22 protein-coding genes are annotated in these 24,771 nt (G+C 54.3%); 8 read left to right on the top strand and 14 right to left on the bottom strand.

Going from position 1 to position 24,771, the window contains the following annotated elements; translation table 11 throughout:
• The first annotated feature begins 250 nt into the window (after positions 1-250).
• A complete protein-coding gene (gene envR / locus ACN9MQ_RS20395) occupies positions 251-970 on the top strand; it encodes an acrEF/envCD operon transcriptional regulator (RefSeq protein ID WP_020883496.1) in 720 nt (239 codons plus the stop codon).
• Here the strand turns inward: envR and ACN9MQ_RS20390 are convergent.
• The 14 genes from ACN9MQ_RS20390 to ACN9MQ_RS20325 form a co-directional block, all read right to left on the bottom strand.
• A complete protein-coding gene (locus tag ACN9MQ_RS20390) occupies positions 874-2,967 on the bottom strand; it encodes a putative bifunctional diguanylate cyclase/phosphodiesterase (RefSeq protein WP_151711679.1) in 2,094 nt (697 codons plus the stop codon). The genes envR and ACN9MQ_RS20390 overlap by 97 nt on opposite strands.
• A gap of 139 nt (positions 2,968-3,106) precedes the next feature.
• The gene (locus ACN9MQ_RS20385; RefSeq protein WP_020883498.1) at positions 3,107-3,271 is read right to left on the bottom strand and encodes a DUF2556 family protein; all 165 of its coding nucleotides are present in this window, start codon (positions 3,269-3,271) and stop codon (positions 3,107-3,109) included.
• 180 nt (positions 3,272-3,451) lie between these two features.
• Positions 3,452-3,748 (bottom strand): DNA-binding transcriptional regulator Fis, encoded by a 297-nt coding sequence (gene fis / locus ACN9MQ_RS20380; RefSeq protein WP_000462905.1) that lies wholly within the window; start codon positions 3,746-3,748, stop codon positions 3,452-3,454.
• 23 nt (positions 3,749-3,771) lie between these two features.
• Positions 3,772-4,737 carry a tRNA dihydrouridine synthase DusB gene (gene dusB / locus ACN9MQ_RS20375; RefSeq protein WP_014171871.1) on the bottom strand — a complete coding sequence of 322 codons (966 nt, stop codon included), beginning with the start codon at positions 4,735-4,737 and terminating at the stop codon, positions 3,772-3,774.
• A gap of 330 nt (positions 4,738-5,067) precedes the next feature.
• Complete coding sequence (locus ACN9MQ_RS20370; RefSeq protein ID WP_020883499.1) at positions 5,068-5,808, bottom strand: carbonic anhydrase; 741 nt, start codon at positions 5,806-5,808, stop codon at positions 5,068-5,070.
• 137 nt (positions 5,809-5,945) lie between these two features.
• Entirely contained in the window at positions 5,946-6,827 is an 882-nt protein-coding gene (gene prmA, locus ACN9MQ_RS20365; RefSeq protein WP_014171869.1) for a 50S ribosomal protein L11 methyltransferase, read from the bottom strand.
• Positions 6,828-6,838: 11 nt separating this feature from the next.
• On the bottom strand, positions 6,839-8,290 hold the full coding sequence (gene panF / locus ACN9MQ_RS20360; RefSeq protein ID WP_020883501.1) for a sodium/pantothenate symporter: 1,452 nt from the start codon (positions 8,288-8,290) through the stop codon (positions 6,839-6,841).
• Positions 8,280-8,522 carry a YhdT family protein gene (locus tag ACN9MQ_RS20355; protein WP_006178860.1) on the bottom strand — a complete coding sequence of 81 codons (243 nt, stop codon included), beginning with the start codon at positions 8,520-8,522 and terminating at the stop codon, positions 8,280-8,282. Before ACN9MQ_RS20355 ends, panF begins: the two co-directional genes overlap by 11 nt.
• A gap of 110 nt (positions 8,523-8,632) precedes the next feature.
• Positions 8,633-9,982 (bottom strand): acetyl-CoA carboxylase biotin carboxylase subunit, encoded by a 1,350-nt coding sequence (gene accC / locus ACN9MQ_RS20350; RefSeq protein ID WP_020883502.1) that lies wholly within the window; start codon positions 9,980-9,982, stop codon positions 8,633-8,635.
• A 10-nt stretch (positions 9,983-9,992) separates the two neighbouring features.
• Positions 9,993-10,454 (bottom strand): acetyl-CoA carboxylase biotin carboxyl carrier protein, encoded by a 462-nt coding sequence (accB, locus tag ACN9MQ_RS20345; RefSeq protein ID WP_014171866.1) that lies wholly within the window; start codon positions 10,452-10,454, stop codon positions 9,993-9,995.
• A 21-nt stretch (positions 10,455-10,475) separates the two neighbouring features.
• A complete protein-coding gene (gene aroQ / locus ACN9MQ_RS20340) occupies positions 10,476-10,928 on the bottom strand; it encodes a type II 3-dehydroquinate dehydratase (RefSeq protein WP_047956178.1) in 453 nt (150 codons plus the stop codon).
• A gap of 234 nt (positions 10,929-11,162) precedes the next feature.
• A complete protein-coding gene (msrQ, locus tag ACN9MQ_RS20335; RefSeq protein ID WP_020883503.1) occupies positions 11,163-11,762 on the bottom strand; it encodes a protein-methionine-sulfoxide reductase heme-binding subunit MsrQ in 600 nt (199 codons plus the stop codon).
• Entirely contained in the window at positions 11,763-12,764 is a 1,002-nt protein-coding gene (gene msrP / locus ACN9MQ_RS20330) for a protein-methionine-sulfoxide reductase catalytic subunit MsrP (protein WP_020883504.1), read from the bottom strand.
• 77 nt (positions 12,765-12,841) lie between these two features.
• Positions 12,842-13,816, bottom strand: a complete 975-nt coding sequence (locus ACN9MQ_RS20325; RefSeq protein WP_020883505.1) for an MDR family oxidoreductase — start codon at positions 13,814-13,816, stop codon at positions 12,842-12,844.
• Between the two features lie 182 nt (positions 13,817-13,998).
• On the opposite strand from ACN9MQ_RS20325, the gene csrD reads away from it, so the two are divergent.
• The 7 genes from csrD (at position 13,999) to yhdP (ending at position 24,735) form a co-directional block, all read left to right on the top strand.
• Positions 13,999-15,939, top strand: a complete 1,941-nt coding sequence (csrD, locus tag ACN9MQ_RS20320) for an RNase E specificity factor CsrD (protein ID WP_073396292.1) — start codon at positions 13,999-14,001, stop codon at positions 15,937-15,939.
• Between the two features lie 281 nt (positions 15,940-16,220).
• Positions 16,221-17,264 carry a rod shape-determining protein MreB gene (mreB, locus tag ACN9MQ_RS20315; protein WP_000913396.1) on the top strand — a complete coding sequence of 348 codons (1,044 nt, stop codon included), beginning with the start codon at positions 16,221-16,223 and terminating at the stop codon, positions 17,262-17,264.
• A 61-nt stretch (positions 17,265-17,325) separates the two neighbouring features.
• Positions 17,326-18,342 carry a rod shape-determining protein MreC gene (gene mreC / locus ACN9MQ_RS20310; RefSeq protein WP_014171860.1) on the top strand — a complete coding sequence of 339 codons (1,017 nt, stop codon included), beginning with the start codon at positions 17,326-17,328 and terminating at the stop codon, positions 18,340-18,342.
• Positions 18,342-18,830: a rod shape-determining protein MreD gene (mreD, locus tag ACN9MQ_RS20305; RefSeq protein ID WP_014071997.1), complete on the top strand. Its 489-nt coding sequence runs from the start codon at positions 18,342-18,344 to the stop codon at positions 18,828-18,830. Before mreC ends, mreD begins: the two co-directional genes overlap by 1 nt.
• 9 nt (positions 18,831-18,839) lie before the next feature.
• Positions 18,840-19,433: a Maf family protein gene (locus ACN9MQ_RS20300; protein WP_014171859.1), complete on the top strand. Its 594-nt coding sequence runs from the start codon at positions 18,840-18,842 to the stop codon at positions 19,431-19,433.
• The gene (gene rng / locus ACN9MQ_RS20295) at positions 19,423-20,892 is read left to right on the top strand and encodes a ribonuclease G (RefSeq protein WP_014885432.1); all 1,470 of its coding nucleotides are present in this window, start codon (positions 19,423-19,425) and stop codon (positions 20,890-20,892) included. The genes ACN9MQ_RS20300 and rng overlap by 11 nt, the downstream gene beginning before the upstream one ends.
• A gap of 42 nt (positions 20,893-20,934) precedes the next feature.
• Positions 20,935-24,735 (top strand): AsmA2 domain-containing protein YhdP, encoded by a 3,801-nt coding sequence (gene yhdP / locus ACN9MQ_RS20290; protein ID WP_426021128.1) that lies wholly within the window; start codon positions 20,935-20,937, stop codon positions 24,733-24,735.
• Positions 24,736-24,771: the final 36 nt, after the last annotated feature.

The raw sequence follows: 24,771 nt of genomic DNA, 5'->3' as shown, positions 1-24,771 counted from the left end.
GGTCTTAAGGCAAAAATCAGAATCAAACCTGGTGTTAGCGGGGATATACTTCTGGCTGGTTAATCAGATAAATGGCATTTAACGTGGTTGAATTATTTATCTCATGAATTTAATTATATCTATGCATTTGTCTGAATTATTAATTAAGCGATTTGACTTTTTTTGTGCAAAATTAAAACGCAAAGTAGTGAATACTTTCGTGTACCTGACCCGTGTAAATATAAACCTTGTGAGTAACGAGTAGTCGTCTATGGCGCGTAAAAAGAAAGAAGAGGCTCAACAAACCCGTCAGCAGCTGATTGAAGCGGCTATCGGGCAGTTTGCGACGCGGGGCGTGGCGAACACGACGCTGACGGATATCGCGGATGCAGCAAATGTTACACGGGGTGCCATCTACTGGCATTTTACCAGTAAATCAGAAATATTTAATGCCATCTGGGAACAGCAATTACCGTTTCGTGACATCATTCGTGACAGACTTTCTCTTTCTGCGGGCAGCGATCCGTTGTTAATGCTTCGTGAGCAATTTATTGCTGCGTTGCAATATATTGCACATGAGCCTCGGCAATGTGCTCTTTTGCAAATTTTGTATCATAAGTGTGAATTTAATAGCGATATGATTTCAGAGTGTGAAATCAGAAAACGTATTGGTTTTAATTATGAGTCTTTACGTGCCACGTTGCAGGACTGTATTTCGCGGAACCTTATTTCGTCACAGGTAAATGTTGATCTGACCCTGATTGTTTTCCACGGTTTTTTCAGCGGGATCATTAAAAACTGGTTAATGAATAACAGCAGTTTTAATCTTTACCAGCAGGCTCCTGCGCTGGTCGATAGCATTCTGGCGACACTCCCTGTCGTGCGGGTGTCGCCTCATGAGGATGATTTTAGCTCAGCGCCAGGTAACATTTCCCCTTGCGCGCAGAGCGTTTCGATGGTCTGTGCACTGACCGGTTTGCCCAACAGATAGCCCTGAAGCGTGTTGCAGCCCAGCGCCGTCAAAAAGGTTTGCTGTGCTTCGGTTTCCACCCCTTCCGCCACGACTTTCAGATTTAGCGTTTTTGCCAGGGCCACGATCGCTGAGACAATGGTGGCGTCTTCGCTTTCACCGCTTAACTCTTTCACGAACGCTCTGTCGATTTTCAACTCACAGGCCGGCAGACGCTTGAGATAAAGCAGGCTGGAATAACCGGTACCAAAATCATCAATGGACGCTTTCACGCCCGCGTCCGTCAGCTCTGTCAGTACGCGCACACTCTCATCCGGGTTGCTCATCGCCGTGGTTTCCGTCACTTCAAGGATCAGCATCTCCGGCGGTACGTTGTGACGCGTCAGGCAGTCGAGCACCGTTTTAACCAGTGAAGGTTGCTCAAACTGCAGTGTCGACAGGTTCACCGCCATCGACCAGTTTTGATGCCCCTGAAGGTGCCATTCCCGCAACTGACGGCAGGCCTCATTAAGCACCCAGTTACCAATCGGGATGATCAGCCCCGTTTTTTCCGCCAGCGGCAGGAACAGGTCTGGCGTCAGCAATCCCTGTTTCGGATGTTGCCAGCGCAATAGCGCCTCGAACCCAAGGACAGGACCCGCCGGTGCGTGGAATTTTGGCTGATAAAGCAGGCGCAGTTCATTACGATCGATAGCCAGCCACAGATCGTTCATCAACTGGAGATGGGTCTGCGCCAGGGTGTTCATGGAGGGCTGGAAAAAGTGATAACCGTTTCGGCCCATGTGCTTCGTGTGGTACATCGCCGCATCGGCGTTAAACATCAGCTCGCGCTCGGTTTTACCGTCGTGGGGATAGAGCGCGATACCAATGCTAAGGGTTACCACCAGTTCATAGGGATCCAGATTGAATGGGCTATCGATAGCGCGAACCAGCGAGTTGGCCAGCGAGGCCGCATCATCCGGACCTTCTCCTTCTGCCAGCAGAACAAACTCATCACCACCGATACGGGCAAGGGTGAACTGACCCTTCAGGGGCGTGAGCAGGCGCTGCGTCACGGCGACAAGCAGTCTGTCACCGACATCATGGCCGTACGCATCGTTGATGGTTTTAAACCCGTCGAGATCCATGAACATCAGTGCAAAATGGGTGCCTTCACGGTCAGCTTTGCTGATGGCCTGATCGAGTCGGTCCTCCAGCAAAACACGGTTCGGCAGACGCGTCAGCGTATCCTGCAAAGCCAGTTGAGCGAGTTCGCGGTTCGCTTCTGCAAGGGATGAGGCCAGAAGAGAGGTCCGTGCCTGAAGGCGGGCATCCAGCATCGAGACCAGCAGCGTGATCCCCAGTATGGAGAGTGCGACGACGCTGACCAGTACTGCCAGCCAGCTGCCGTTAATACCTTCATGGTGTGTCATGGTCGACATTGGGAACTGAGCGGCTTTCATCCCGGCATAGTGCATACCGGCAATGGCGATCCCCATCGTAACGGCGGCGGCAAGACGCATCAGCGACACCTGAGATGCTTCATGCCGCAAGCGGAACGTCAGCCATAATGCGGCGAGCGAAGCCGCAAGCGCAATGACAACCGAAATGGCCACCCATGTTTTGTCCCAGATAATACCGGGAGAGACTTCCAGCGCCGCCATGCCAGTGTAATGCATCGCCACAATGCCGCAGCCCATCACTAACGCACCGGGCAGCAGACGGCGCAAACGTAACTGCTCACAGCTTACGAGCCACAGCGCAAACAGTGACGAGCCCACGGCGATAACCATGGATAGCACCGTCAGGGTCGCGTTGTAGCGCATGCTCATGGAGAGGTCCATCGCCAGCATGCCGATAAAATGCATGGCCCACACGCCAATCCCCATGGCAATACCGCCGCCGGCCAGCCAGACGCGCGCAGCCACGCCCTGACTCCCGGCAACACGTGCAGCCATATTCAGCGCGGTATAGGCAGCAAGGATAGCAACAACAAAGGAGAGGACGACGAGGATATGGTTGTATTGGCTAACCAGCATGATCGGTTCTACTCGAGTGTGAAGTTACGCAGGCGCGGTTGAGAAGGGCGAGACATTATCATCGTAAGGTAACGGCTCAAAGGGATTTAAATCCCCGTTTTTAGTGGGTCTTAACAGTGAGTTTAGCGACGTCAGGCGGTTAGTCGAGTTCTGAGCAGTTCACTAATTTTAGCGGATTTACGGAATTCATATTGCGACACTTATCGGCTTCAGTGCTCATCAGTTCAATCCACTGCATCAGGAGCGCGTCGAAGAGGAAAACCGAGACAGCAAATACAACCAGCCACCAGTATTTACGAATCATACGTATCGTTCCGGGCGAAGAGGTTCAGTGAGGTGGTGGAAATATACACGAAAAGTTGCGGTTTAAAAGGGGGATAAACGAAGGTTTACACAGCCTTGACGGTGACAGGCGCGGGCAATAAAAAAGGCGCATCCCCATGCCAGGTAGCGCCTTTTTAAACAAGCATTTCGCTAACCGAAATTAGTTCATGCCGTATTTTTTCAGTTTCTTACGCAGTGTACCACGGTTGATACCCATCATCAGGGCAGCGCGGGTTTGGTTACCGCGGGTGTATTGCATCACCATGTCCAACAGTGGCTGTTCAACTTCAGCCAGTACCAGCTCATACAGGTCATTAACATCCTGACCGTTCAGTTGAGCAAAATAGTTCTTCAGTGCCTGTTTAACCGAGTCACGCAGGGGCTTTTGAGTTACCTGATCCTGAGAGTTAACGGTAGAAACGGTCAGTACGTCAGAATTTACGCGTTGTTCGAACATAGTTCTGTCAGCTCTTTATTTCATTACGCAAGATTTTCGAAGTATGCCTCCAACGCCTCCAGCTGTACGCTGGCATCCTCTATGGCGTTGAATGTGCGCCGAAACTGGTCATTTGGAGCGTGCTCCTGGAGATACCAGGATACGTGTTTACGCGCAATTCGGTACCCTTTTGCCTGACCATAAAAGTCATGCAATTCCCGAACATGCGAACAAAGCAAGCGCTTTACCTCTGCCAGTGGCAGTGGGGCAAGCAACTCCCCAGTGTCCAGATAATGCTGGATTTCCCGAAAGATCCAGGGTCTTCCCTGAGCGGCACGTCCTATCATCAGAGCATCAGCTCCCGTATAGTCGAGCACAGCTCTGGCTTTAAGCGGGTCAGTAATGTCACCATTCGCGATAACCGGAATGGAAACTTTCTGCTTAACTGCCCGAATGCTGTCGTATTCAGCTTCACCATTGAACAAACAGGCGCGAGTGCGTCCATGGATGGTCAGGGCCTGAATGCCACAGTCTTCGGCCAGTTGGGCAATCTCTACACAGTTACGGTGTTCCGGCGACCAACCCGTGCGAATCTTCAACGTAACAGGAACGTCCACTGCGCTGACAACCGCGGTCAGGATAGACTTCACCTGGTCGGGGTATTGCAGAAGGGCTGAACCTGCAAGCTTGCGATTCACTTTCTTGGCCGGGCAACCCATATTGATATCAATAATCTGGGCGCCACTTTCCACGTTAATCCGCGCGGCATCTGCCATCTCTTCAGGCACGCTTCCGGCAATTTGCACGGTGCGAATACCTGGTTCATCAACGTGCACCATCCGAAGGCGGGACTTATCGCTTTCCCACACCTGTGGGTTAGACGACATCATCTCGGAAACGGTTAAACCTGCCCCCATCTCATAGCACAGCGTCCTGAACGGCCGGTCGGTAATACCTGCCATTGGGGCTGCGATCAGGCGATTTCTGAGCTGGTAGTGTCCGATGCGCATGAGTTAAGAAATGACCATACTGTGACTGCAAGGCGGCGTATATTACGCATTTTTTGCACGAGATGAAAGGCCAAACTTTGAACAATCCACTGTTGTAGATCAAGGAATCGCCGCTCTGTCCTTCAGGTGAAAATTATAAACCTGTTAAATCATAAAGTTATGACGTAATGATTATTTTATAGCCGCTTACAATTTCCCGTAACTTCTCATCATTTCTGAATAAATGCATCACTTGAGCGGGATAATCTGCTGTTTTTAGCAGCAGATTATCCCGCTTGTTTGCGATCTGAGTCGCATTTTAGAACATGATCTGCATGCGAAAAATGCGCATTATTCGACGACTACGCGACCATGAAGGGGTTGTACCGGGCGGTTATTTTCGTGGTGCATCGTGTGGGAGAATTTCTCAAGCTGCTCTGCAGAGACGGTCAGCGGGTGCTTCAGTACAATCCAGGTTACCCCCTCTGAGCACGGCGGTGTGGTCAGCGAGCCGCTAAAGCGCCAGTATGTTTTATCTTTTGGAATCAGCTTGTTCAGATTGAGATCCTGCTTAATGGAGACGTTCTGTTCGGCCTGCTCAGGCATGACGCTCCACAGCTTATTCAGTTCCGGGTTCGCGGCCCCTTTATCGAACATGACCGCCACCACCGCCAGCTCACCGGCCGCGTTTTTGTGCACCAGATGCATTTCCATCGCAAATTTCTTGCCATGCACGGTGTTTTCGCTCGGCGCGTGGAAATGGAACTGTTGCAGGGTCCAGGTTTGCTTATCGAGGGTAAGGGTATCGCGGGTTTCCGGCTTTTCACTTGCCTGAATGGTGTGGCCGTTGTTCGTCAGCGTCACAGGGCCATCAATGTAATGTGTTTGCAGCGGGGAGAGGTGCGCGTTAGCAGTGGATTCAATGTTGATGGGGGACTGGTTCATCCCGCTTTGACAGGTTTTATAGGCCTCGTCCAGTTCGCCCCAGTGTTCCGGTGCGCCTTCGCCTTCGTAGCTCCAGTGTGATGCGCAGGCTGAAGCCGAGATAATGCTCAGCGCGAAGAGCGCTGCCTTGCCAGTAAAGTGGGTCATAGTATTCTTCCGGTGAATTATTGTGGTTCAAACCATTTTTATCAATATGATTTGTGTGGGTATTTTACCGGAGAAGGGCACGGGAAGAGAGGATTATCGGAGGAAGAGAGGCGTGGTCAGATGACCACGCCAATGGCTTACTTTTTACGGCCCGTAATACGACACCACTCTTCTTTTTCGACCACCGGGTCGAGGGCGAAAAGATCGGCGTAGGCTTCGCATACGCTGTCAGCCTGGCTTGCCAGGATCCCGGAAAGCCCCAGCAGACCGCCGTCAACGGGCAGCACGCTGATTAACGGGGCCAGTTCGCGTAATGGGCCGGCCAGAATGTTCGCCACCACCACATCGGCTTTCATGGCTTCTGGCTGCGCATCCGGCAGATACAGTTCAAGGCGGTCAGAAACGCCGTTGCGCTCAGCGTTATCACGGCTGGCCTGAATAGCCTGTGGATCGATATCGATCCCAATGGCTTTGGCCGCGCCCAGTTTCAGCGCCGCGATAGCGAGGATCCCGGATCCGCATCCGAAGTCGATCACCGTCTTGCCGTCCAGATCCAGACTGTCCAGCCACTGCAGGCACAGAGAAGTCGTCGGGTGAGTACCGGTCCCAAATGCCAGGCCCGGATCCAGCATCACGTTTACCGCGTTTTCATCCGGAACGTCACGCCAGCTCGGGCAGATCCACAGACGTTTACCGAACTGCATTGGGTGGAAGTTATCCATCCACTCGCGTTCCCAGTCTTTGTCTTCCAGCTGTTCGATTTTGTGTGCAAAACCCGCACCCAGCAGCGGATGATTTTCCAGGATCGCGACAACCTCTTTCATGTCAGTTTCTGCATCAAACAGGCCAATAACGTCGGTATCACCCCACAGGCGGGTTTCGCCCGGCAGTGGCTCAAACACCGGCGTGTCATGCGTGTCCTGGAAGGTGATGGAGACCGAACCGGCTTCCATCAGCGCATCGCTTAGCTCTTCGGCGTTAGCGCCGGTTGTATTCAGTTTTAGTTGGATCCACGGCATGGCAAAACTCTTTATTTATCAGTAGAAATCGTAGCGGGCTGTGGGACAGGCTGACCGAAACGGTTCCCGACCACAAACGCCAGTAAACTTAACAGTAACGAAGGCACAATAGGATGGAAGCCCAGGTACTGAATTTTAAATGTAGCTAGCACGGCATACAGCACACCGCCGACAATCATGCCGCTCAGGGCACCGGCAGCGTTGGCGCGCTCCCAGTAGAGGCCCAATACCAGCGGCCACAGGAAGACGGCTTCAAGGCCGCCAAACGCCAGCAGGTTCAGCCAGATGATCATCTCCGGCGGACGCCATGCGGCTAACAGCAGCAGCGCGCCTAAAACGAGCGTAATCACCGCCGACATACGCTTCAGGCGTCGTTCATTTTGAACCTGCTCAGGACGCAGGTTCAGATAGAGATCTTTAATGATCGTAGCGGAACTCTGCAGTAGCTGGGCGTTAATGGTCGACATTATGGCGGCCATTGGCGCGGCGAGGAATATCCCCGCGGCAAAAGGCGGAAGCACTTTGACCATCAGGGTCGGGATCACCAAATCGGGAACCGTAAGGTCGGGGATCACCGCACGTCCTAACGCACCCGCCAGATGCATGCCGAACATCAGGATTGCAACAACGACCGTCCCGATAATAATACCCCGGTGAACGGCTTTGCTGTCTTTATACGAGATACAACGCACGGCGGTATGCGGCAGGCCAATAACACCAAAGCACACCAGCACCCAGAACGACGTCATAAATGTTGGCGAAAGGATATCATCCGCACCCTGCGGGGAAATCAGTTTCGGGTCAATCGCTTCCAGAGTTTCAACGGCATGGCTCAGACCACCTGCGGCGTGAACAATTCCCACCAGCAGAACGATTGTGCCAACGAGCATCACCATCCCCTGCAGCGTATCGTTCAGCACGCTGGCGCGAAATCCGCCAAACGCGGTATACAGCGCAATGCTCACCCCAAAGATGATAAGGCCCGTCTCATAGGGGATCCCTGCAGCGGTTTCCAGCAGACGTGCCCCGCCGATGAACTGCACCGTCATTGCACCAATAAACGCGACCAGCAGGCTTAAGCTTGCCAGCCACACCAGCAGACGGCTCTGGTAGCGCGCAAACAGCATATCGTTGAGCGTCACGGCGTTATAACGGCGTGCCAGAATGGCAAACTTTTTACCCAGTATACCCAGTGAGAGCCAGACGGCAGGCAGCTGAATCATTGCCAGCAGCACCCAGCCTAACCCATATTTATAGGCTGCACCGGGGCCACCGATAAACGAGCTGGCGCTGATATAGGTGGCGGTAAGCGTCATGGCCAGCACGACACCGCCCATCGAGCGACTGCCGAGGAAATACTCATTCAGGAAAGTGCCGGTTGTCCTCTTACGCATTGCATAAACGGACAAACCAAACACGACCACCAGGTACGCGACCAGCGGCAGAATGACTTCAAGCTGCATCATCATCCTCCAGCGGGATATCCCGGTAGATAAATTTCACCATTGCCCAGCACAGCAGGATAAAGACCAGCGGCACCAGCAGGCAGGCCATTTCGAACCAGTGAGGCAGGCCGGTAATGCCGATAGCCGAGTCAGGTAAGTAAGCGGTCACCAACCATGCGGCAAGATAGAGAAGGGTCAGCCACAGCGCCCATCGCGCTTCTTTATGGGCCTGAACAAAACGCTTGTCCATTTTTTGTCCCTTGTGGATGAATAAAGTGGGGATTGTACATGATGGGGCTTTCCGATCCCCAGAAATAAAAAAAGGCCGGATTATCCGGCCTTTTTGGCGTGACTGCGCGCTTACTTCTCTTGCAGACCGAGTTTTTTCTCCAGATAGTGGATGTTAGTCCCACCATTCTGGAAGTGCTCGTCGCTCATTATACGCATCTGCAGTTCAACGTTGGTTTTGATACCGTCGATGATCAGCTCCTGCAGGGCGTTCTTCATGCGGGCAATTGCCACGTCACGGTTTTCGCCGTAGCAGATAAGCTTACCGATCATGGAGTCATAGTACGGCGGTACGGTGTAACCCGCGTAGATATGAGACTCCCAACGCACACCAAAGCCACCCGGCGCGTGGAAACGCGTGATTTTACCCGGGCTTGGCAGGAAGGTATTCGGGTCTTCGGCGTTGATACGGCATTCCACCGCATGGCCTTTGACCACAACTTCTTCCTGTTTGATGGAAAGAGGCTGACCCGCAGCGATACGCAGCTGTTCTTTGATCAGGTCAACGCCGGTAATCATTTCGGTAACCGGGTGTTCTACCTGAATACGGGTGTTCATCTCAATGAAGTAGAACTCGCCGTTTTCGAACAGGAACTCGAAAGTACCCGCACCGCGATAGCCGATATCGACACAGGCTTTAGCACAACGCTCGCCGATGTAGCGACGCAGTTCCGGCGTAATGCCCGGTGCTGGCGCTTCTTCAACCACTTTCTGGTGACGACGCTGCATGGAGCAGTCACGTTCTGCCAGATAGATAGCGTTACCCTGACCGTCAGCCAGCACCTGAATTTCGATGTGGCGTGGGTTTTCCAGGTATTTTTCCATGTACACCATGTCATTGCTGAAAGCTGCTTTCGCTTCCGCTTTGGTCATGGAGATGGACTGAGCCAGTTCAGCATCGCTACGCACAACGCGCATACCGCGACCGCCGCCGCCGCCGGACGCCTTGATGATAACCGGATAGCCAATGCGTTTCGCATGAGCACGGTTAGCATCCATGTCGTCGGTCAGAGGACCGTCAGAGCCCGGTACGGTTGGAACACCGGCTTTTTTCATCGCGGTGATTGCGGACACTTTGTCGCCCATCAGGCGGATAGTGTCAGCTTTCGGGCCGATGAAGATAAAGCCAGAGCGCTCAACCTGCTCAGCAAAGTTGGCGTTCTCAGAGAGGAAGCCATAACCCGGATGAATTGCCACCGCGCCGGTGATTTCAGCGGCGCTGATGATAGCCGGGATGTTCAGATAGCTTTTTACGGACGGAGCCGGGCCAATACAGACCGTCTCATCCGCCAGCAATACGTGTTTTAAATCGCGATCCGCGCTTGAGTGCACAGCGACGGTCTTGATGCCCAGTTCTTTACAGGCACGAAGAATACGCAGTGCAATCTCGCCGCGGTTGGCGATAACAATTTTATCCAGCATGTTCGCCTCGTTACTCGATGACGACCAGCGGCTCGTCAAATTCAACCGGCTGACCACTTTCGACCAGAATCGCTTTCACAGTGCCTGATTTGTCTGCTTCGATCTGGTTCATCATTTTCATCGCTTCAACGATGCACAGGGTATCGCCTGCGTTGACTTTCTGACCCACTTCGATGAACGCTTTCGCGTCCGGGCTCGGGGTGCGGTAGAAAGTACCAACCATTGGGGAACGTACGATGTGACCACTGATTTCTGCTGCAGCGGCAGGTGCGGCTTCAGCTGCTGGTGCAACGGCTGCGGAAAGCGCAGGCTGCTGCACTGGCGCAGCATAAGCCTGCTGCATTACCGGGAAGCTAGCGGCTGGGGCTGCACGGCTGATGCGTACAGACTCTTCGCCTTCAGAAATTTCCAGTTCGGAGATGCCTGATTCTTCAACCAGCTCGATCAGTTTTTTAATCTTACGAATATCCATGAGTGGGTTCCGTACTCTTGTTTAGTGTGATTGTGACAAGCGTTTTACCGCTGTCTGTAAAGCGTATGAATAGCCGTCAGCGCCCAGTCCGCAAATAACGCCAGCGGCGATATCTGATAGATAGGAATGGTGGCGGAACGGCTCTCGGGCGTGCACGTTGCTCAGGTGGATCTCGATAAACGGGATACTCACTGCGAGCAGTGCGTCGCGAATAGCAACACTGGTGTGCGTAAACGCGGCCGGATTGATCAGGATATAGTCCACAATGTCTTTAGCCTGATGAATACGGTCGATGATTGCGTACTCCGCGTTCGACTGAAAATGATCCAAATCCACATTCAGCGACGTTGCTTCCGTGCTCAGACGGTTAACAATTTCACTCAATGTTAGCGAGCCGTACTTCTCTGGCTCGCGGGTGCCGAGCATGTTCAGGTTCGGTCCGTTTAAAACTAAGATATGGAACTTATCAGCCATTGTGCCGCTATCTCCTGCGATTCTCCGGTAAAAAACAAAATATACCTTCGAAGCACGATTGTCACCTTTTCAGAGGCCTAAAACCGCTGTCGGGTAAACCAAAGTCGCACATTATAACGATTTCGTAGCATTTGGCAGCTAAATACTGGTCTTATCAGGGAAGATAATCAACCGCTATCCGAAAAAGATTCGCGGTTGACAGGGATTCTGCGGGAAAACGCACAGTTTCGCGAATTATCGCAACCACTGACGGAACTTCTTGTAACGCCATGCTAAAAGCGCCACAGCCAGCAGCGCGTAGAGTATGGGCTGCGGGGAGAGGATCTTCACCGACCACAGATAATGGATGGGAGCGAGGATCGCGACAAGATAGACGAAGTTGTGCAGCAGTTGCCAGCGCCTGCCCAATGTACGTTGTGCATATTGCGTTGATGTCAGTGCTAATGCCAGTAACACCAGCCAGCTCACGATACCTAACGTCAGGTACGGACGGGTAACCAGTTCGCGGCCCAGCAGTGCCAGGTTGTTAACGCCCAGTTCCAGCAAGGCGTAGCTGGTCAAATGGAGCGTCGCCCAGGCAAAACACCATAGCCCCAAAAGCCGGCGGGTGCGTATCAATAATGGCTGTTTAGCGTAGCGCGCTAACGGTGACACCAGCAAGGTCGCCAGTAAAAATTTCAGAGCCATCCGACCGGTAAAGTGCTGGATATCCTTTGCCGGATCAGCGCTAAAAAGCCCCTGGCTGGCGGCCCAGAATAACCAGATAAAAGGAAGCAACCCGGCTAAGTGCAACAGCACTTTCAGCCAGGTTATCTGTTTTGCCGTTAAACGCACTCAGAAGTTCTCCCGTAAATTAAGGCCACGGTAAAGCGACGCCACTTCATCAGCGTAGCCGTTAAACAGCAGTGTCGGCTGACGCTTCACATCCAGCGCGCCGCCGGAACCGATAAATCGCTCGGTGGCCTGCGACCAGCGGGGATGATCGACGTGCGGGTTCACATTGGCAAAAAAGCCATATTCGTCGGGCGCCGCCAGGTTCCAGGTCGTGGGTGGACGTTCGCGGGTGAGCTTAATGCTGACGATAGATTTAATCCCTTTAAAACCGTACTTCCACGGCACCGTTAAGCGAACAGGCGCGCCGTTCTGCGGCGGGAGTGCTTTGCCGTAAACACCGACGGTCAGCAGCGTAAGAGGATGCATCGCTTCGTCGAGCCGTAACCCTTCGACATACGGATACGCAAGCCCACCGCCGATAAACCGATCTTTCTGGCCCGGCATCTCGTCCGGGGCGTAGCGCGTCTGGAAAGAGACATATTTTGCGTTGCTGGTGGGTTCAACCATCGCCAGCAGTTTATGCAGCGGGAAGCCTACCCAGGGCACGACCATCGACCAGGCTTCCACGCAGCGCATGCGGTAGATACGCTCTTCCAGTGGAAAACGGGTGGTGAGATCGTGATGGTCCAGCGTCAGCGGTTTTGCCACTTCACCGTCGATTTTCAGCGTCCACGGATCGGTTTTCATACTCCCCGCGTTGGCCGCAGGATCGGCCTTATCGAGACCAAATTCGTAGAAATTGTTATAGCCGGTCACTTTGTCTTCCGGCGTGAGCGTCAGTGTGTTTTGCCACTGCGCGGGCTTCGTAAAGGTGAGTGGGGCGCCAGAAGGGGCTTTCGGGCGATCGTTACCTTTAAACCAGTCGAGCAGGTCGGCATGAGCCGCAGGGGAAAGCGTCAGTGCGGTGGCGCTGATGCCAAGCATTTTCAGGATCTGGCGGCGCTGTAACATAAAGACAGATTCCGACGTTACGTCGGCTTCCGTCAGTTTTCGGGTTTTCATGGCATCCTCCGTCATGCGTTTTTCTAAGCATGACGGAGGAGAGGGATTAGCGCGAATATGTCACGAAAATTTGAAGATTAGGCAATTTTCACCAGCGCGCGGCCGTGGAACTGGTTGTCCATGATCTTGCTGGCATATTCAGGCGCCTGGCTAAGCGTGATTTCGGTTGCGCTCTGAGTAAAGAACGTGTCCGGCAAATCGCGCTGCAGACGTTCCCAGGCCGCAATGCGGCGCGCCGCCGGGGTCATTACGGAATCAACACCCTGCAGGCGAACGTTACGCAGAATAAAGGGCATCACGGTGGTGGGCAGGGCAAAACCGCCCGCCAGACCACAGGCTGCCACGCAGCCGCCGTAGTTCATCTGCGCCAGCACTTTTGCCAGCACTTTGTCACCGACGGTATCTACCGCACCTGCCCAGAGCTGTTTTTCCAGTGGACGGGTTTCGGCAAACTCGTCGCGGCTCAGGATGCGATTAGCGCCGAGCTGACGCAGGTACGCGTGGGTGCTCTCGCGCCCGGAAACTGCCGCAACCTGGTAACCCAGTTTGTGCAGCAATGTCACCGCCGTGCTGCCCACACCACCGCTGGCACCGGTCACGACGATCTCACCCGATTCAGGGCGAATACCGGCATCTTCCAGCGCCATCACGCACAGCATGGCGGTAAAGCCTGCGGTACCGATGATCATCGCTTTACGACCATCCAGGCCTTGTGGCATCGGCACCAGCCAGTCGCCTTTCACGCGCGCCTGTGTCGCCAGCCCACCCCAGTGATTTTCACCCACGCCCCAGCCCGTGAGCAGCACCTGCTGGCCGGCATGGAAGCGCGGATCTTCGCTCGCATGAACCCGGCCCGCAAAATCGATACCTGGCACCATAGGGAAATTTCGGATGATTTTACCCTTCCCGGTAATAGCCAGCGCATCTTTATAATTTAAACTGGACCAGTCGATGTCGACGGTCACTTCGCCTGCCGGCAGGCGGCTCTCTTCAACGGCCTGCACCGAGGCAAGCGTTTTGCCGTCCTGCTGTTCTAAGATCAAAGCCTGCATACAGGGTCCTCACGACTCAGATGATTGGAAAATAGCTCCTGAAGACTATACTCCCTCAGGGAAAAGCAATGCCGATTTAACGCAATAAATTGCCAGATACGCCAGGTTTGATAGTATGCCGCATTTGAAATGCAAGTTAGCGCTTACTCGCTACCCCCTCAACCCACGGAGTTATCTCAAGGATGCGATTAACGACGAAGTTCTCGGCTTTTATCACCTTACTGACGGGGCTAACCATTTTTGTCACGCTCCTTGGCTGTTCTCTGAGCTTTTATAACGCCATTCAGGACAAGCTGGTTAATCGGGTGCAGTCTGTCGCGTCGGTGATTGATAATCGTCTCCTCACCACCCCGCTGCCGGCGCTGTCCCGCGAGCTGGATGAGTTGATGGTGCCTGTCGATATTGTCCAAATCGACATTCTGCAGGGAAAGCATAACGTTTTAAGCCATGCCCGGCAGGACAGCTATCGGCCTGCGGGCGTGGTAAGCCAGTACCGGGAAGTGACGGTGCATTCCCTTAAAAACCCGGGCATGACCATAAACATGGTCTACCTCGATCCGATGGCCAGCTACTTCCGCTCGATGATGACCACCGCGCCGCTCACCGTCGCCGTCGCGTTTATTGTCCTGCTGATTTTTCTCGCGGTTCGCTGGCTGCGCCGTCAGCTCTCTGGTCAGGAACTGCTGGAGATGCGTTCCGTGCGAATACTGAACGGTGAACGCGGCCCGCAGGTGCGTGGCTCGATCCATGAATGGCCTGCACGTGCCAGCAGTGCGCTGGATATGTTGCTCTCAGAAATTCAGTTCGCCAGCGACCAGCGCAGCCGTATGGACACGCTGATCCGCTCTTACGCTGCGCAGGATAATAAAACCGGGCTGAACAACCGTCTTTTCTTTGATAATCAACTGGCCACGTTGCTGGACGATCCGGAAAAAGTCGGGACGCACGGTGTTGTCATGATGATTCGCCTGCCCGATTTCGATCTGCTGCGCGATACCTGGGGACAGCGCGTGGCGGAAGAGAATCTCTTTACGCTGATCAACCTGCTCTCAACCTTTATTATGCGTTATCCGGGTGCGCTGCTGGCCCGTTATCACCGCAGCGACTTTGCCGTGCTGCTGCCTCACCGTACGCTGAAAGAGTCAGAAAGCATCGCCAGCCAGCTGCTGAAAGCGGTGGATGCGCTGCCGCAGAGCAAAATGCTCGACAGGGACGATATGGTTCATATGGGCATCTGTGCCTGGCGCGGCGGCCAGTCGACGGAACAGGTGATGGAACATGCTGAAGCGGCAACCCGCAACGCCGTGTTGCAGGGCGCTAACGGCTGGGCAGTATACGACGATTCGTTACCGGAAAAAGGGCGCGGTAATGTGCGCTGGCGAACGTTAATAGAACAAATGCTCAGCCGCGGCGGGCCGCGCATTTATCAAAAACCGGCGGTGATGAAAAACGGGAACGTTCATCATCGTGAGCTGATGTGCCGTATTTTTGACGGTACGGAAGAGGTCATCTCCGCGGAATATTTGCCGATGGTGCTGCAGTTTGGGCTTTCTGAAGAGTATGACCGCCAGCAGATCACCCGACTCATGCCGTTTTTATCCTTCTGGCCCGAAGAAAACCTGGCGCTACAGGTTACCGTGGAGTCGTTAATTCGCCCGCGTTTTCAGCGCTGGTTGCGTGATACATTAATGCAATGCGAAAAATCGCAACGCAAACACATTATTTTTGAACTTGCTGAGGCGGATGTGGGTCAACACATCAGCCGGTTACGTCCGGTAGTACGGTTGATTAATGCGCTAGGTGCCCGTGTCGCGGTCACGCAGGCGGGTTTAACGCTGGTCAGTACTAACTGGATTAAGGAACTGGATGTGGAGTTATTAAAGCTGCATCCGGGGCTGGTAAGGAACATTGAAAAGCGCACGGAAAACCAGCTGCTGGTACAGAGTCTGGTGGAAGCGTGCAAGGGAACGCGAACACAAGTCTTTGCCACGGGCGTGCGCTCCAGAAGCGAATGGCAGATGTTGACAGAGCGCGGTGTGACGGGCGGTCAGGGGGATTTTTTTGCCTCCTCTCAGCCGCTTGACACCAATGTGAAAAAATATTTGCAAAGATACTCTGTTTGACCTGCCGTTTAATCCGTTTTCACGTAGAATATCGCGCCTGTAGCTTTGAGTATGACGAGCAAAAAGCCAGTGAACGACCTTTAGCGGGTTACAAATGTCAGTGAGGGACGCTACTGTGTACTCAGCCCTGAGGGAATCAGGGAAAGATTTGTAACATCAGGATACGTACTGCACAAATTTTCACCGCTGCAGATGATTTTTGCGCCTTGTCGCTGCTGCGTGTGGTTGGTAAAGTAAGCGGATTTTGTTTTCCGCCCCAGCTTTCAGGATTATCCCTTAGTATGTTGAAAAAATTTCGTGGCATGTTTTCCAATGACCTGTCCATTGACCTGGGTACCGCGAATACCCTTATTTACGTTAAAGGACAAGGCATCGTATTGAATGAGCCTTCCGTTGTGGCCATTCGTCAGGATCGTGCCGGCTCGCCGAAAAGCGTAGCCGCGGTGGGTCATGACGCGAAGCAGATGCTGGGACGTACCCCTGGCAACATCGCCGCAATCCGCCCAATGAAAGACGGCGTTATCGCTGACTTCTTCGTGACTGAAAAAATGCTTCAGCACTTCATCAAGCAGGTTCACAGCAACAGCTTCATGCGCCCAAGCCCGCGTGTTCTGGTGTGTGTGCCGGTTGGTGCCACCCAGGTTGAACGTCGCGCAATCCGTGAATCAGCCCAGGGTGCAGGCGCGCGTGAAGTGTTCCTGATTGAAGAGCCAATGGCGGCGGCAATCGGTGCGGGTCTGCCTGTTTCTGAAGCGACCGGTTCTATGGTGGTGGATATCGGTGGTGGTACCACTGAAGTGGCCGTTATCTCCCTGAATGGCGTGGTGTACTCCTCTTCCGTGCGTATCGGTGGCGATCGTTTCGACGAAGCCATCATTAATTATGTGCGTCGTAACTACGGTTCCCTGATCGGCGAAGCGACCGCTGAGCGTATCAAGCATGAAATCGGTTCCGCTTACCCGGGCGATGAAGTGCGTGAAATCGAAGTTCGCGGCCGTAACCTGGCTGAAGGTGTTCCACGCGGCTTTACCCTGAACTCCAACGAAATTCTGGAAGCGCTGCAGGAACCTCTGACCGGTATCGTGAGCGCAGTGATGGTTGCCCTGGAACAGTGCCCACCAGAACTGGCGTCTGACATCTCCGAGCGAGGTATGGTTCTGACCGGTGGTGGTGCGCTGCTGCGTAACCTCGACCGCCTGTTAATGGAAGAGACAGGTATTCCTGTCGTAGTTGCAGAAGATCCACTGACTTGCGTCGCCCGTGGTGGTGGCAAGGCGCTGGAAATGATCGACATGCACGGCGGCGACTTGTTCAGCGAAGAGTAGTCATTGTGAAAGGGTAGCGTATCGCTACCCTTTCTCTCTGACACGAGAATACGCATAGCCTATGAAGCCAATTTTTAGCCGTGGCCCATCGCTACAGTTTCGCCTCATTCTGGCGGTCCTGGTTGCGCTTGGGGTCATTATTGCCGATAGCCGCCTCGGTACGTTCAGTCAGATCAGAACGTACATGGATACCGCCGTCAGTCCTTTCTACTTTATTTCAAATGGTCCCCGTGAGTTGCTCGACTCCGTTTCTCAAACGTTGTCTTCACGTGACCAACTCGAACTCGAAAACCGGGCATTACGTCAGGAACTGCTGTTGAAAAACAGCGAGCTGCTGATGCTGGGACAATATAAGCAGGAAAACGCGCGTCTGCGTGAGCTGCTTGGCTCGCCGCTGCGTCAGGATGAGCAGAAGATGGTGACGCAGGTGATCTCCACCGTCAACGATCCTTACAGCGATCAGGTTGTGATCGACAAAGGAAGCGTGAACGGTGTGTATGAAGGTCAGCCTGTTATCAGTGATAAAGGCGTTGTAGGCCAGGTTGTTGCTGTGGCCAAACTGACCAGCCGCGTTCTGCTGATCTGCGATGCCACGCATGCGTTGCCGATTCAGGTACTGCGTAATGACATTCGCGTCATCGCGGCCGGTAACGGGTGTACCGACGATCTCCAGCTGGAACATCTGCCGGCTAACACGGACATTCGTGTGGGCGACGTTCTGGTGACGTCGGGTCTGGGTGGACGTTTCCCTGAAGGGTATCCGGTTGCGGTTGTCTCTTCGGTGAAGCTTGATACGCAGCGTGCCTATACCGTGATTCAGGCGCGTCCAACCGCGGGTTTACAGCGTCTTCGCTACCTGCTGCTGCTGTGGGGCGCCGACCGCAATGGTGCTAACCCCATGACGCCTGAAGATGTTCATCGCGTCGCGAATGAACGCCTGATGCAAATGATGCCGCAGGTTCTGCCGGCACCGGATGCCATGGGACCCCCTGCGCCAGTACCGGCCCCTGCTACGGGGCTAACGCAGCCGCTGCCGGATGCACCGCCACCGCCTAAACTCTCCTCGGGAGGGCAGTAGTGGCAAGTTACCGTAGCCAGGGACGCTGGGTTATCTGGCTCTCATTTCTCATTGCGCTGTTACTGCAAATCATGCCCTGGCCGGACGACATTCTCGTTTTCCGGCCAAACTGGGTATTGCTCATTTTGCTCTACTGGATCCTTGCCCTGCCGCACCGCGTAAATGTCGGCACAGGTTTTGTGATGGGTGCCATACTGGATCTCATTAGTGGCTCTACGCTTGGCGTGCGCGCCTTGTCCATGAGTATTATTGCGTACCTCGTCGCACTTAAATTCCAGCTCTTTCGTAACCTCGCGCTCTGGCAACAGGCGCTGGTGGTGATGTTGTTGTCGCTTGCTGCGGATATCGTTGTTTTCTGGGCAGAGTTTTTAGTGATCAACGTCTCTTTCCGACCGGAAGTGTTCTGGAGTAGTGTAGTAAACGGTGTGCTCTGGCCGTGGCTGTTCCTGCTGATGCGTAAGGTTCGCCAGCAGTTTGCTGTGCAATAAAAGGTTTCTATGACGTCTCTATATCTTGCTTCTGGTTCTCCGCGTCGTCAGGAGTTGCTCACTCAGCTGGGTGTCTCCTTTGAACGCATTGTTACGGGCATCGAAGAGAAACGCGCTGAAGGCGAAAGTGCCCAGCAGTACGTTTCTCGACTGGCGCGTGAGAAAGCGCAGGCAGGCGTGGCGCAAACGCCGCGTGACTTGCCGGTGCTGGGGGCAGATACCATCGTTATTCTTAACGGTGAAGTGCTTGAGAAACCGCACGACGCTGAACATGCGGCGCGCATGCTGCGCAAAATGTCCGGACAAACACATCAGGTAATGACCGCCGTCGCGCTGGCGGACAGCCAGCACGTGCTGGATTGCCTGGTGGTGACGGACGTGACATTCAGAGTGCTTACCGACGACGAGATCGCCGCTTATATCACCAGCGGTGAACCGATGGATAAGGCAGGTGCATACGGTATTCAGGGGCTGGGTGGCTGTTTTGTCAGGAAGATTAATGGCAGCTATCACGCCGTAGTCGGCTTACCGCTGGTGGAAACGTATGAGTTGCTGAGCAATTTTAACTCACTGCGTGAGGGAAGGGATAATTATGACGGCTGAATTGTTGGTAAACGTAACCCCATCGGAAACCCGTGTGGCCTATATTGATGGTGGCATTCTTCAGGAAATTCATATTGAGCGTGAAGCGCGGCGCGGAATAGTAGGCAATATCTACAAAGGTCGTGTCAGTCGTGTACTACCGGGTATGCAGGCGGCTTTTGTAGATATTGGACTGGATAAGGCGGCATTTTTACATGCCTCCGACATTATGCCGCATACCGAGTGCGTCGCGGGCGAAGAGCAAAAGCAGTTTGCCGTGCGCGATATCTCCGAACTGGTGCGTCAGGGCCAGGATCTAATGGTGCAGGTCGTCAAAGATCCGCTGGGCACGAAAGGCGCCCGTCTGACGACCGACATTACCTTGCCTTCCCGTTATCTGGTCTTTATGCCTGGCGCGTCGCACGTGGGCGTTTCGCAGCGCATTGAGAGCGAAAGCGAGCGCGAGCGTCTTAAAAAAGTGGTCAGCGCTTACTGCGATGAACAGGGCGGGTTTATCATCCGTACCGCCGCAGAAGGGATCAGTGAAGACGATCTGGCGTCTGATGCGGCCTACCTCAAGCGCGTCTGGACCAAAGTCATGGAGCGTAAAAAACGCAACCAGACCCGCTACCAGCTTTACGGCGAACTGGCGCTGGCTCAGCGCGTCCTGCGTGATTTTGCCGATGCACAGCTCGACAGAATTCGCGTGGATTCCCGCCTGACCTATGAAGCACTGCTGGAATTTACCGCCGAATACATTCCCGAAATGCCTGGCCTGCTGGAGCATTACACGGGGCGTCAGCCTATCTTCGATCTCTATGACGTCGAAAATGAGATCCAGCGAGCGCTGGAACGCAAGGTTGAACTGAAGTCCGGCGGCTATCTGATCATCGATCAGACCGAAGCGATGACGACTGTGGATATCAACACCGGCGCGTTTGTCGGCCATCGCAACCTGGATGACACCATCTTTAATACCAACATCGAAGCCACGCAGGCCATCGCCCGCCAGCTTCGCCTGCGCAATCTGGGTGGCATTATCATCATCGACTTTATCGATATGAGTAATGAAGACCATCGCCGTCGTGTGCTGCACTCGCTGGAGCAGGCGCTGAGTAAAGATCGCGTGAAAACCAGCATCAACGGCTTCTCACAGCTGGGGCTGGTGGAAATGACGCGTAAGCGTACCCGCGAAAGCGTGGAGCACGTGCTGTGCAATGAATGCCCAACCTGCCACGGACGTGGCACAGTAAAGACGGTTGAGACCGTCTGCTACGAGATCATGCGTGAAATCGTTCGCGTTCATCATGCCTACGACTCCGATCGTTTTCTGGTCTATGCTTCCCCTGCGGTGGCTGAAGCGCTGAAAGGCGAAGAGTCGCACGCGCTGGCGGAAGTGGAAATCTTTGTCGGTAAACAGGTAAAAGTTCAAATCGAACCGCTCTATAACCAGGAGCAGTTTGACGTCGTGATGATGTAAGACGCGGTACGCCGCGTGACCAAAGCTGACAAGGAGAGATGAGTGAGGCGATTGCCGGGGATTTTATTGCTTACAGGGGCAACGCTGGTCGTGATTGTCGCGTTGCTCGTGAGCGGGCTGCGCCTCGTTTTACCGCATCTGGACAGCTGGCGTCCGCAGCTGCTGGCAAAAATCGAATCCACCACCGGTGTCCCGGTGGACGTGAGCCAGATAAGCGCCAGCTGGCAGAATTTTGGCCCGACGCTTGATGTCCGGGATATCAATGCCAGCCTGAAAGATGGCGGCTATCTGAAAATCAAACGCGTCACCCTGGCGCTGGATGTCTGGCAAAGCCTGCTCCATTTTCGCTGGCAGTTCCGCGATCTCACCTTTTATCAGCTTCAGTTTCTGACCAATACCCCGCTGTCCGGCGGCGATAGCAATCAGAGCCTTGAAACCAACCGCTTCAGCGATCTCTTCCTGCGTCAGTTTGATCATTTCGATCTGCGCGACAGTGAAGTGAGCTTTATTACCCTCTCCGGGCAGCGCGCTGAACTGGCGATCCCACAGCTGACCTGGCTTAACGGCAAAGAACGCCATCGCGCGGAAGGACAGGTGAATCTCTCCAGTCTGAACGGCCAGCACGGCGTGATGCAGGTTCGTATGGATCTGCGCGACGACGACGGTTTGTTAAATAACGGCAAGGTATGGCTGCAGGCCGACGACGTGGATGTTAAGCCGTGGCTCGGCGACTGGTTACAGCAAAATATGCAGCTGGAAACCGCCCGTTTTAGCCTTGAAGGCTGGATGACCCTGACGAAAGGGGAATTTGCCAGCGGCGATATCTGGCTTAAGCAGGGGGGCGCAAGCTGGAAGGGCGAAAAACAGCAGCATCAACTTTCTGTCGATAACCTCACCGCGCACGTGACGAAAGAGAAAGAGGGCTGGCAGTTTGCCATTCCGGACACACGCATCACCATGGATAACAAACCCTGGCCGCGCGGTGCTCTGACGCTGGCCTGGATGCCGGAACAGGATGTCGGTGGGGCGACCAGCAAACGCAGTGACGAGCTGCGTATTCGCGCCAGCAACCTTGATCTGGCCGCAATAGAAGGTCTGCGCTCGATGGCCGCCAAGCTTTCTCCGGACCTGGGTGAGATCTGGCTGGCAACGCAGCCAAGCGGAAAGATAGATTCGCTGGCGCTGGATATCCCGCTTCAGGCCACGGAAAAGACCCGTTTTCAGGCCGCATGGAAAGGTCTGGCCTGGAAGCAGTGGAAGATGTTACCGGGCGCGGAAAACTTCAGCGGTAAGCTGGAAGGGAGCGTTGAGAACGGCAGGCTAACGGTCGATATGCATGACGCCAGAATGCCTTACGAAACGGTCTTCCGTGCGCCGCTGGAAATTGAACAAGGCAATGCGGTGCTCAACTGGCTGCGTAACGATAAAGGCTTCCAGCTGGATGGGCGCCATATCGATGTGAAAGCCAAAGCGGTGCATGCGCGTGGCGATTTCCGCTATCTGCAGCCTGAAGATGAAGAGCCGTGGCTGGGTATTCTGGCCGGGATCAGCACTAACGACGGTTCTCAGGCCTGGCGCTACTTCCCCGAGAACCTGATGGGCAAAGCGCTGGTGGACTATCTGAGCGGCGCGATCCAGGGCGGCCAGGCGGATAATGCCACCCTGGTCTACGGCGGTAATCCGCATCTTTTCCCGTACAAGCACAATGAAGGTCAATTCCAGGTGCTGGTGCCGCTGCACAACGCCACCTTTGCCTTCCAGCCGGGCTGGCCTGCGCTGAAAAATCTCGACATTGAACTTAATTTTATCAATGACGGATTATGGATGAAGGCAGACAACGTGGCGCTGGGCGGCGTAACGGCCAGTAACCTGACGGCAAACATTCCGGATTACTCAAAAGAGAAGCTTTTGATTGATGCCGACATTAACGGCCCCGGGAAAGCGGTCGGCCCCTATTTTGAAGACACGCCGCTGAAAGAGTCGCTGGCGGCGACCCTTCAGCAGCTGCAGCTGGATGGCGATGTGAGTGCTCGCTTACATCTTGATATCCCGCTCGACGGTGAAATGACCACCGCCAAAGGCGACGTCCGTCTCAATAACAACAGTCTGTATATTAAGCCGCTTGAAAGCACCCTGAAGAACCTCAGCGGGCAGTTTAGCTTTGAGAACGGTAATCTGAAGAGCGAGCCGCTCACGGCCAGCTGGTTTAATCAGCCTGTGAATATTGATTTCTCGACCACCGAGGGCGAGAAAGCTTATCAGGTAGCCGTCAACCTGGACGGCAACTGGCAGCCATCGCGCATGGATGTTCTGCCAAAGCCGATTGAGGAGTCGGTTAACGGTGCAGTCTCCTGGAATGGCAAGGTGGCAATTGAACTGCCTTATCACGCCGGTGCGCGCTATAAAGTTGATATCACCGGCGATCTGAAAAACATTCAGAGCCAGTTGCCTGCACCGCTGGATAAATCGTCCGGTCAACCCCTGCCAATAAAGGTTAACGTCGATGGCAATCTTAACAGCTTCGCGCTGACCGGCAGTGCGGGTGAGAAAAACCATTTCAACAGCCGCTGGCTGCTTAACCGTAAGCTCACGCTCGACAGAGCCATCTGGACGACGGACAGCCGCACCACGCCGCCGCTGCCCGATCACACCGGCATTGAGCTTAATCTGCCGCCAATGGACGGGGCCGAGTGGCTGGCCCTGTTCCAGAAGGGCGTGGGCCAAAACGTTGATGAGGCTGCCCAGTTCCCGCAGAGCATTACTGTTCGTACGCCGTCGCTGATGCTGGGTGGACAGCAGTGGAATAACCTGAGCATTGTTTCGCAGCCAACGGCGAATGGGTCAAAAGTCGAAGCCCAGGGCCGCGAGATCAATGGCACGCTGACCATGCGCGACAATGCGCCGTGGCAGGCGGCGATTCGCTATCTTTACTACAACCCGGCCACCGCGAGCGGAAAAGATCGTCCGTCAAATACGGCGCCGTTGAATAACCCAACCCGTATCGACTTCAGCGGCTGGCCCGATCTCCAGCTACGCTGTGCTGAGTGCTGGCTTTGGGGTCAAAAGTATGGCCGTATTGACGGCGATTTCGCCATTAAGGGGAATACGCTGAGCCTTGCGGGCGGACTTATCGACACCGGCTTTGGCCGTCTGCGGGCCGCCGGGGAGTGGGTTAATAACCCGGGCGAGCAGCGAACCTCTTTGAAGGGCGACATCAAGGGCAATAAACTGGATTCCGTGGCTAACTTCTTTGGCATCAGCACGCCGCTGCGGGGTTCATCATTTGACGTGAATTACGATCTCCACTGGCGTGCGGCACCGTGGACGCCGGATGAAGCCTCGCTGAACGGCATTCTGAAAACCCGCTTTGGCAAGGGTGAAATTGCCGATGTGAGTACCGGGCATGCGGGCCAGATACTGCGTCTGTTGAGCTTTGATGCCCTGCTGCGTAAGCTGCGTTTCGACTTTAGCGATACCTTCAGCGAAGGTTTCTATTACGACTCCATCCGCAGTACGGCATGGATCAAAGACGGGGTGCTGCATACCGACGATACGCTGGTGGACGGCCTGGAAGCGGATATTGCGATGAAAGGCTCGGTCAACCTCGTGCGCCGCGAACTGGATATGGAAGCGGTAGTGGCACCTGAAATTTCAGCCACCGTCGGCGTGGCGGCGGCTTTTGTGGTGAACCCGATTGTCGGTGCGGCGGTGTTTGCCGCCAGTAAAGTGCTGGGGCCGCTGTGGAGCAAAGTTTCTATTCTGCGCTATCGCATCACCGGGCCGGTGGATAAACCGCAGATTAATGAAGTGCTGCGCCAGCCGCGCAAAGATGCACAGCAATGATTTGACGTGGGCAGGTAATTGCCTCACTCTCAATAA

The organism is Enterobacter sp. R-25 (assembly GCF_049913205.1).
GTDB classification, from domain to species: domain Bacteria; phylum Pseudomonadota; class Gammaproteobacteria; order Enterobacterales; family Enterobacteriaceae; genus Enterobacter; species Enterobacter ludwigii.
This window is presented reverse-complemented; position numbering and strand designations above follow the sequence as displayed.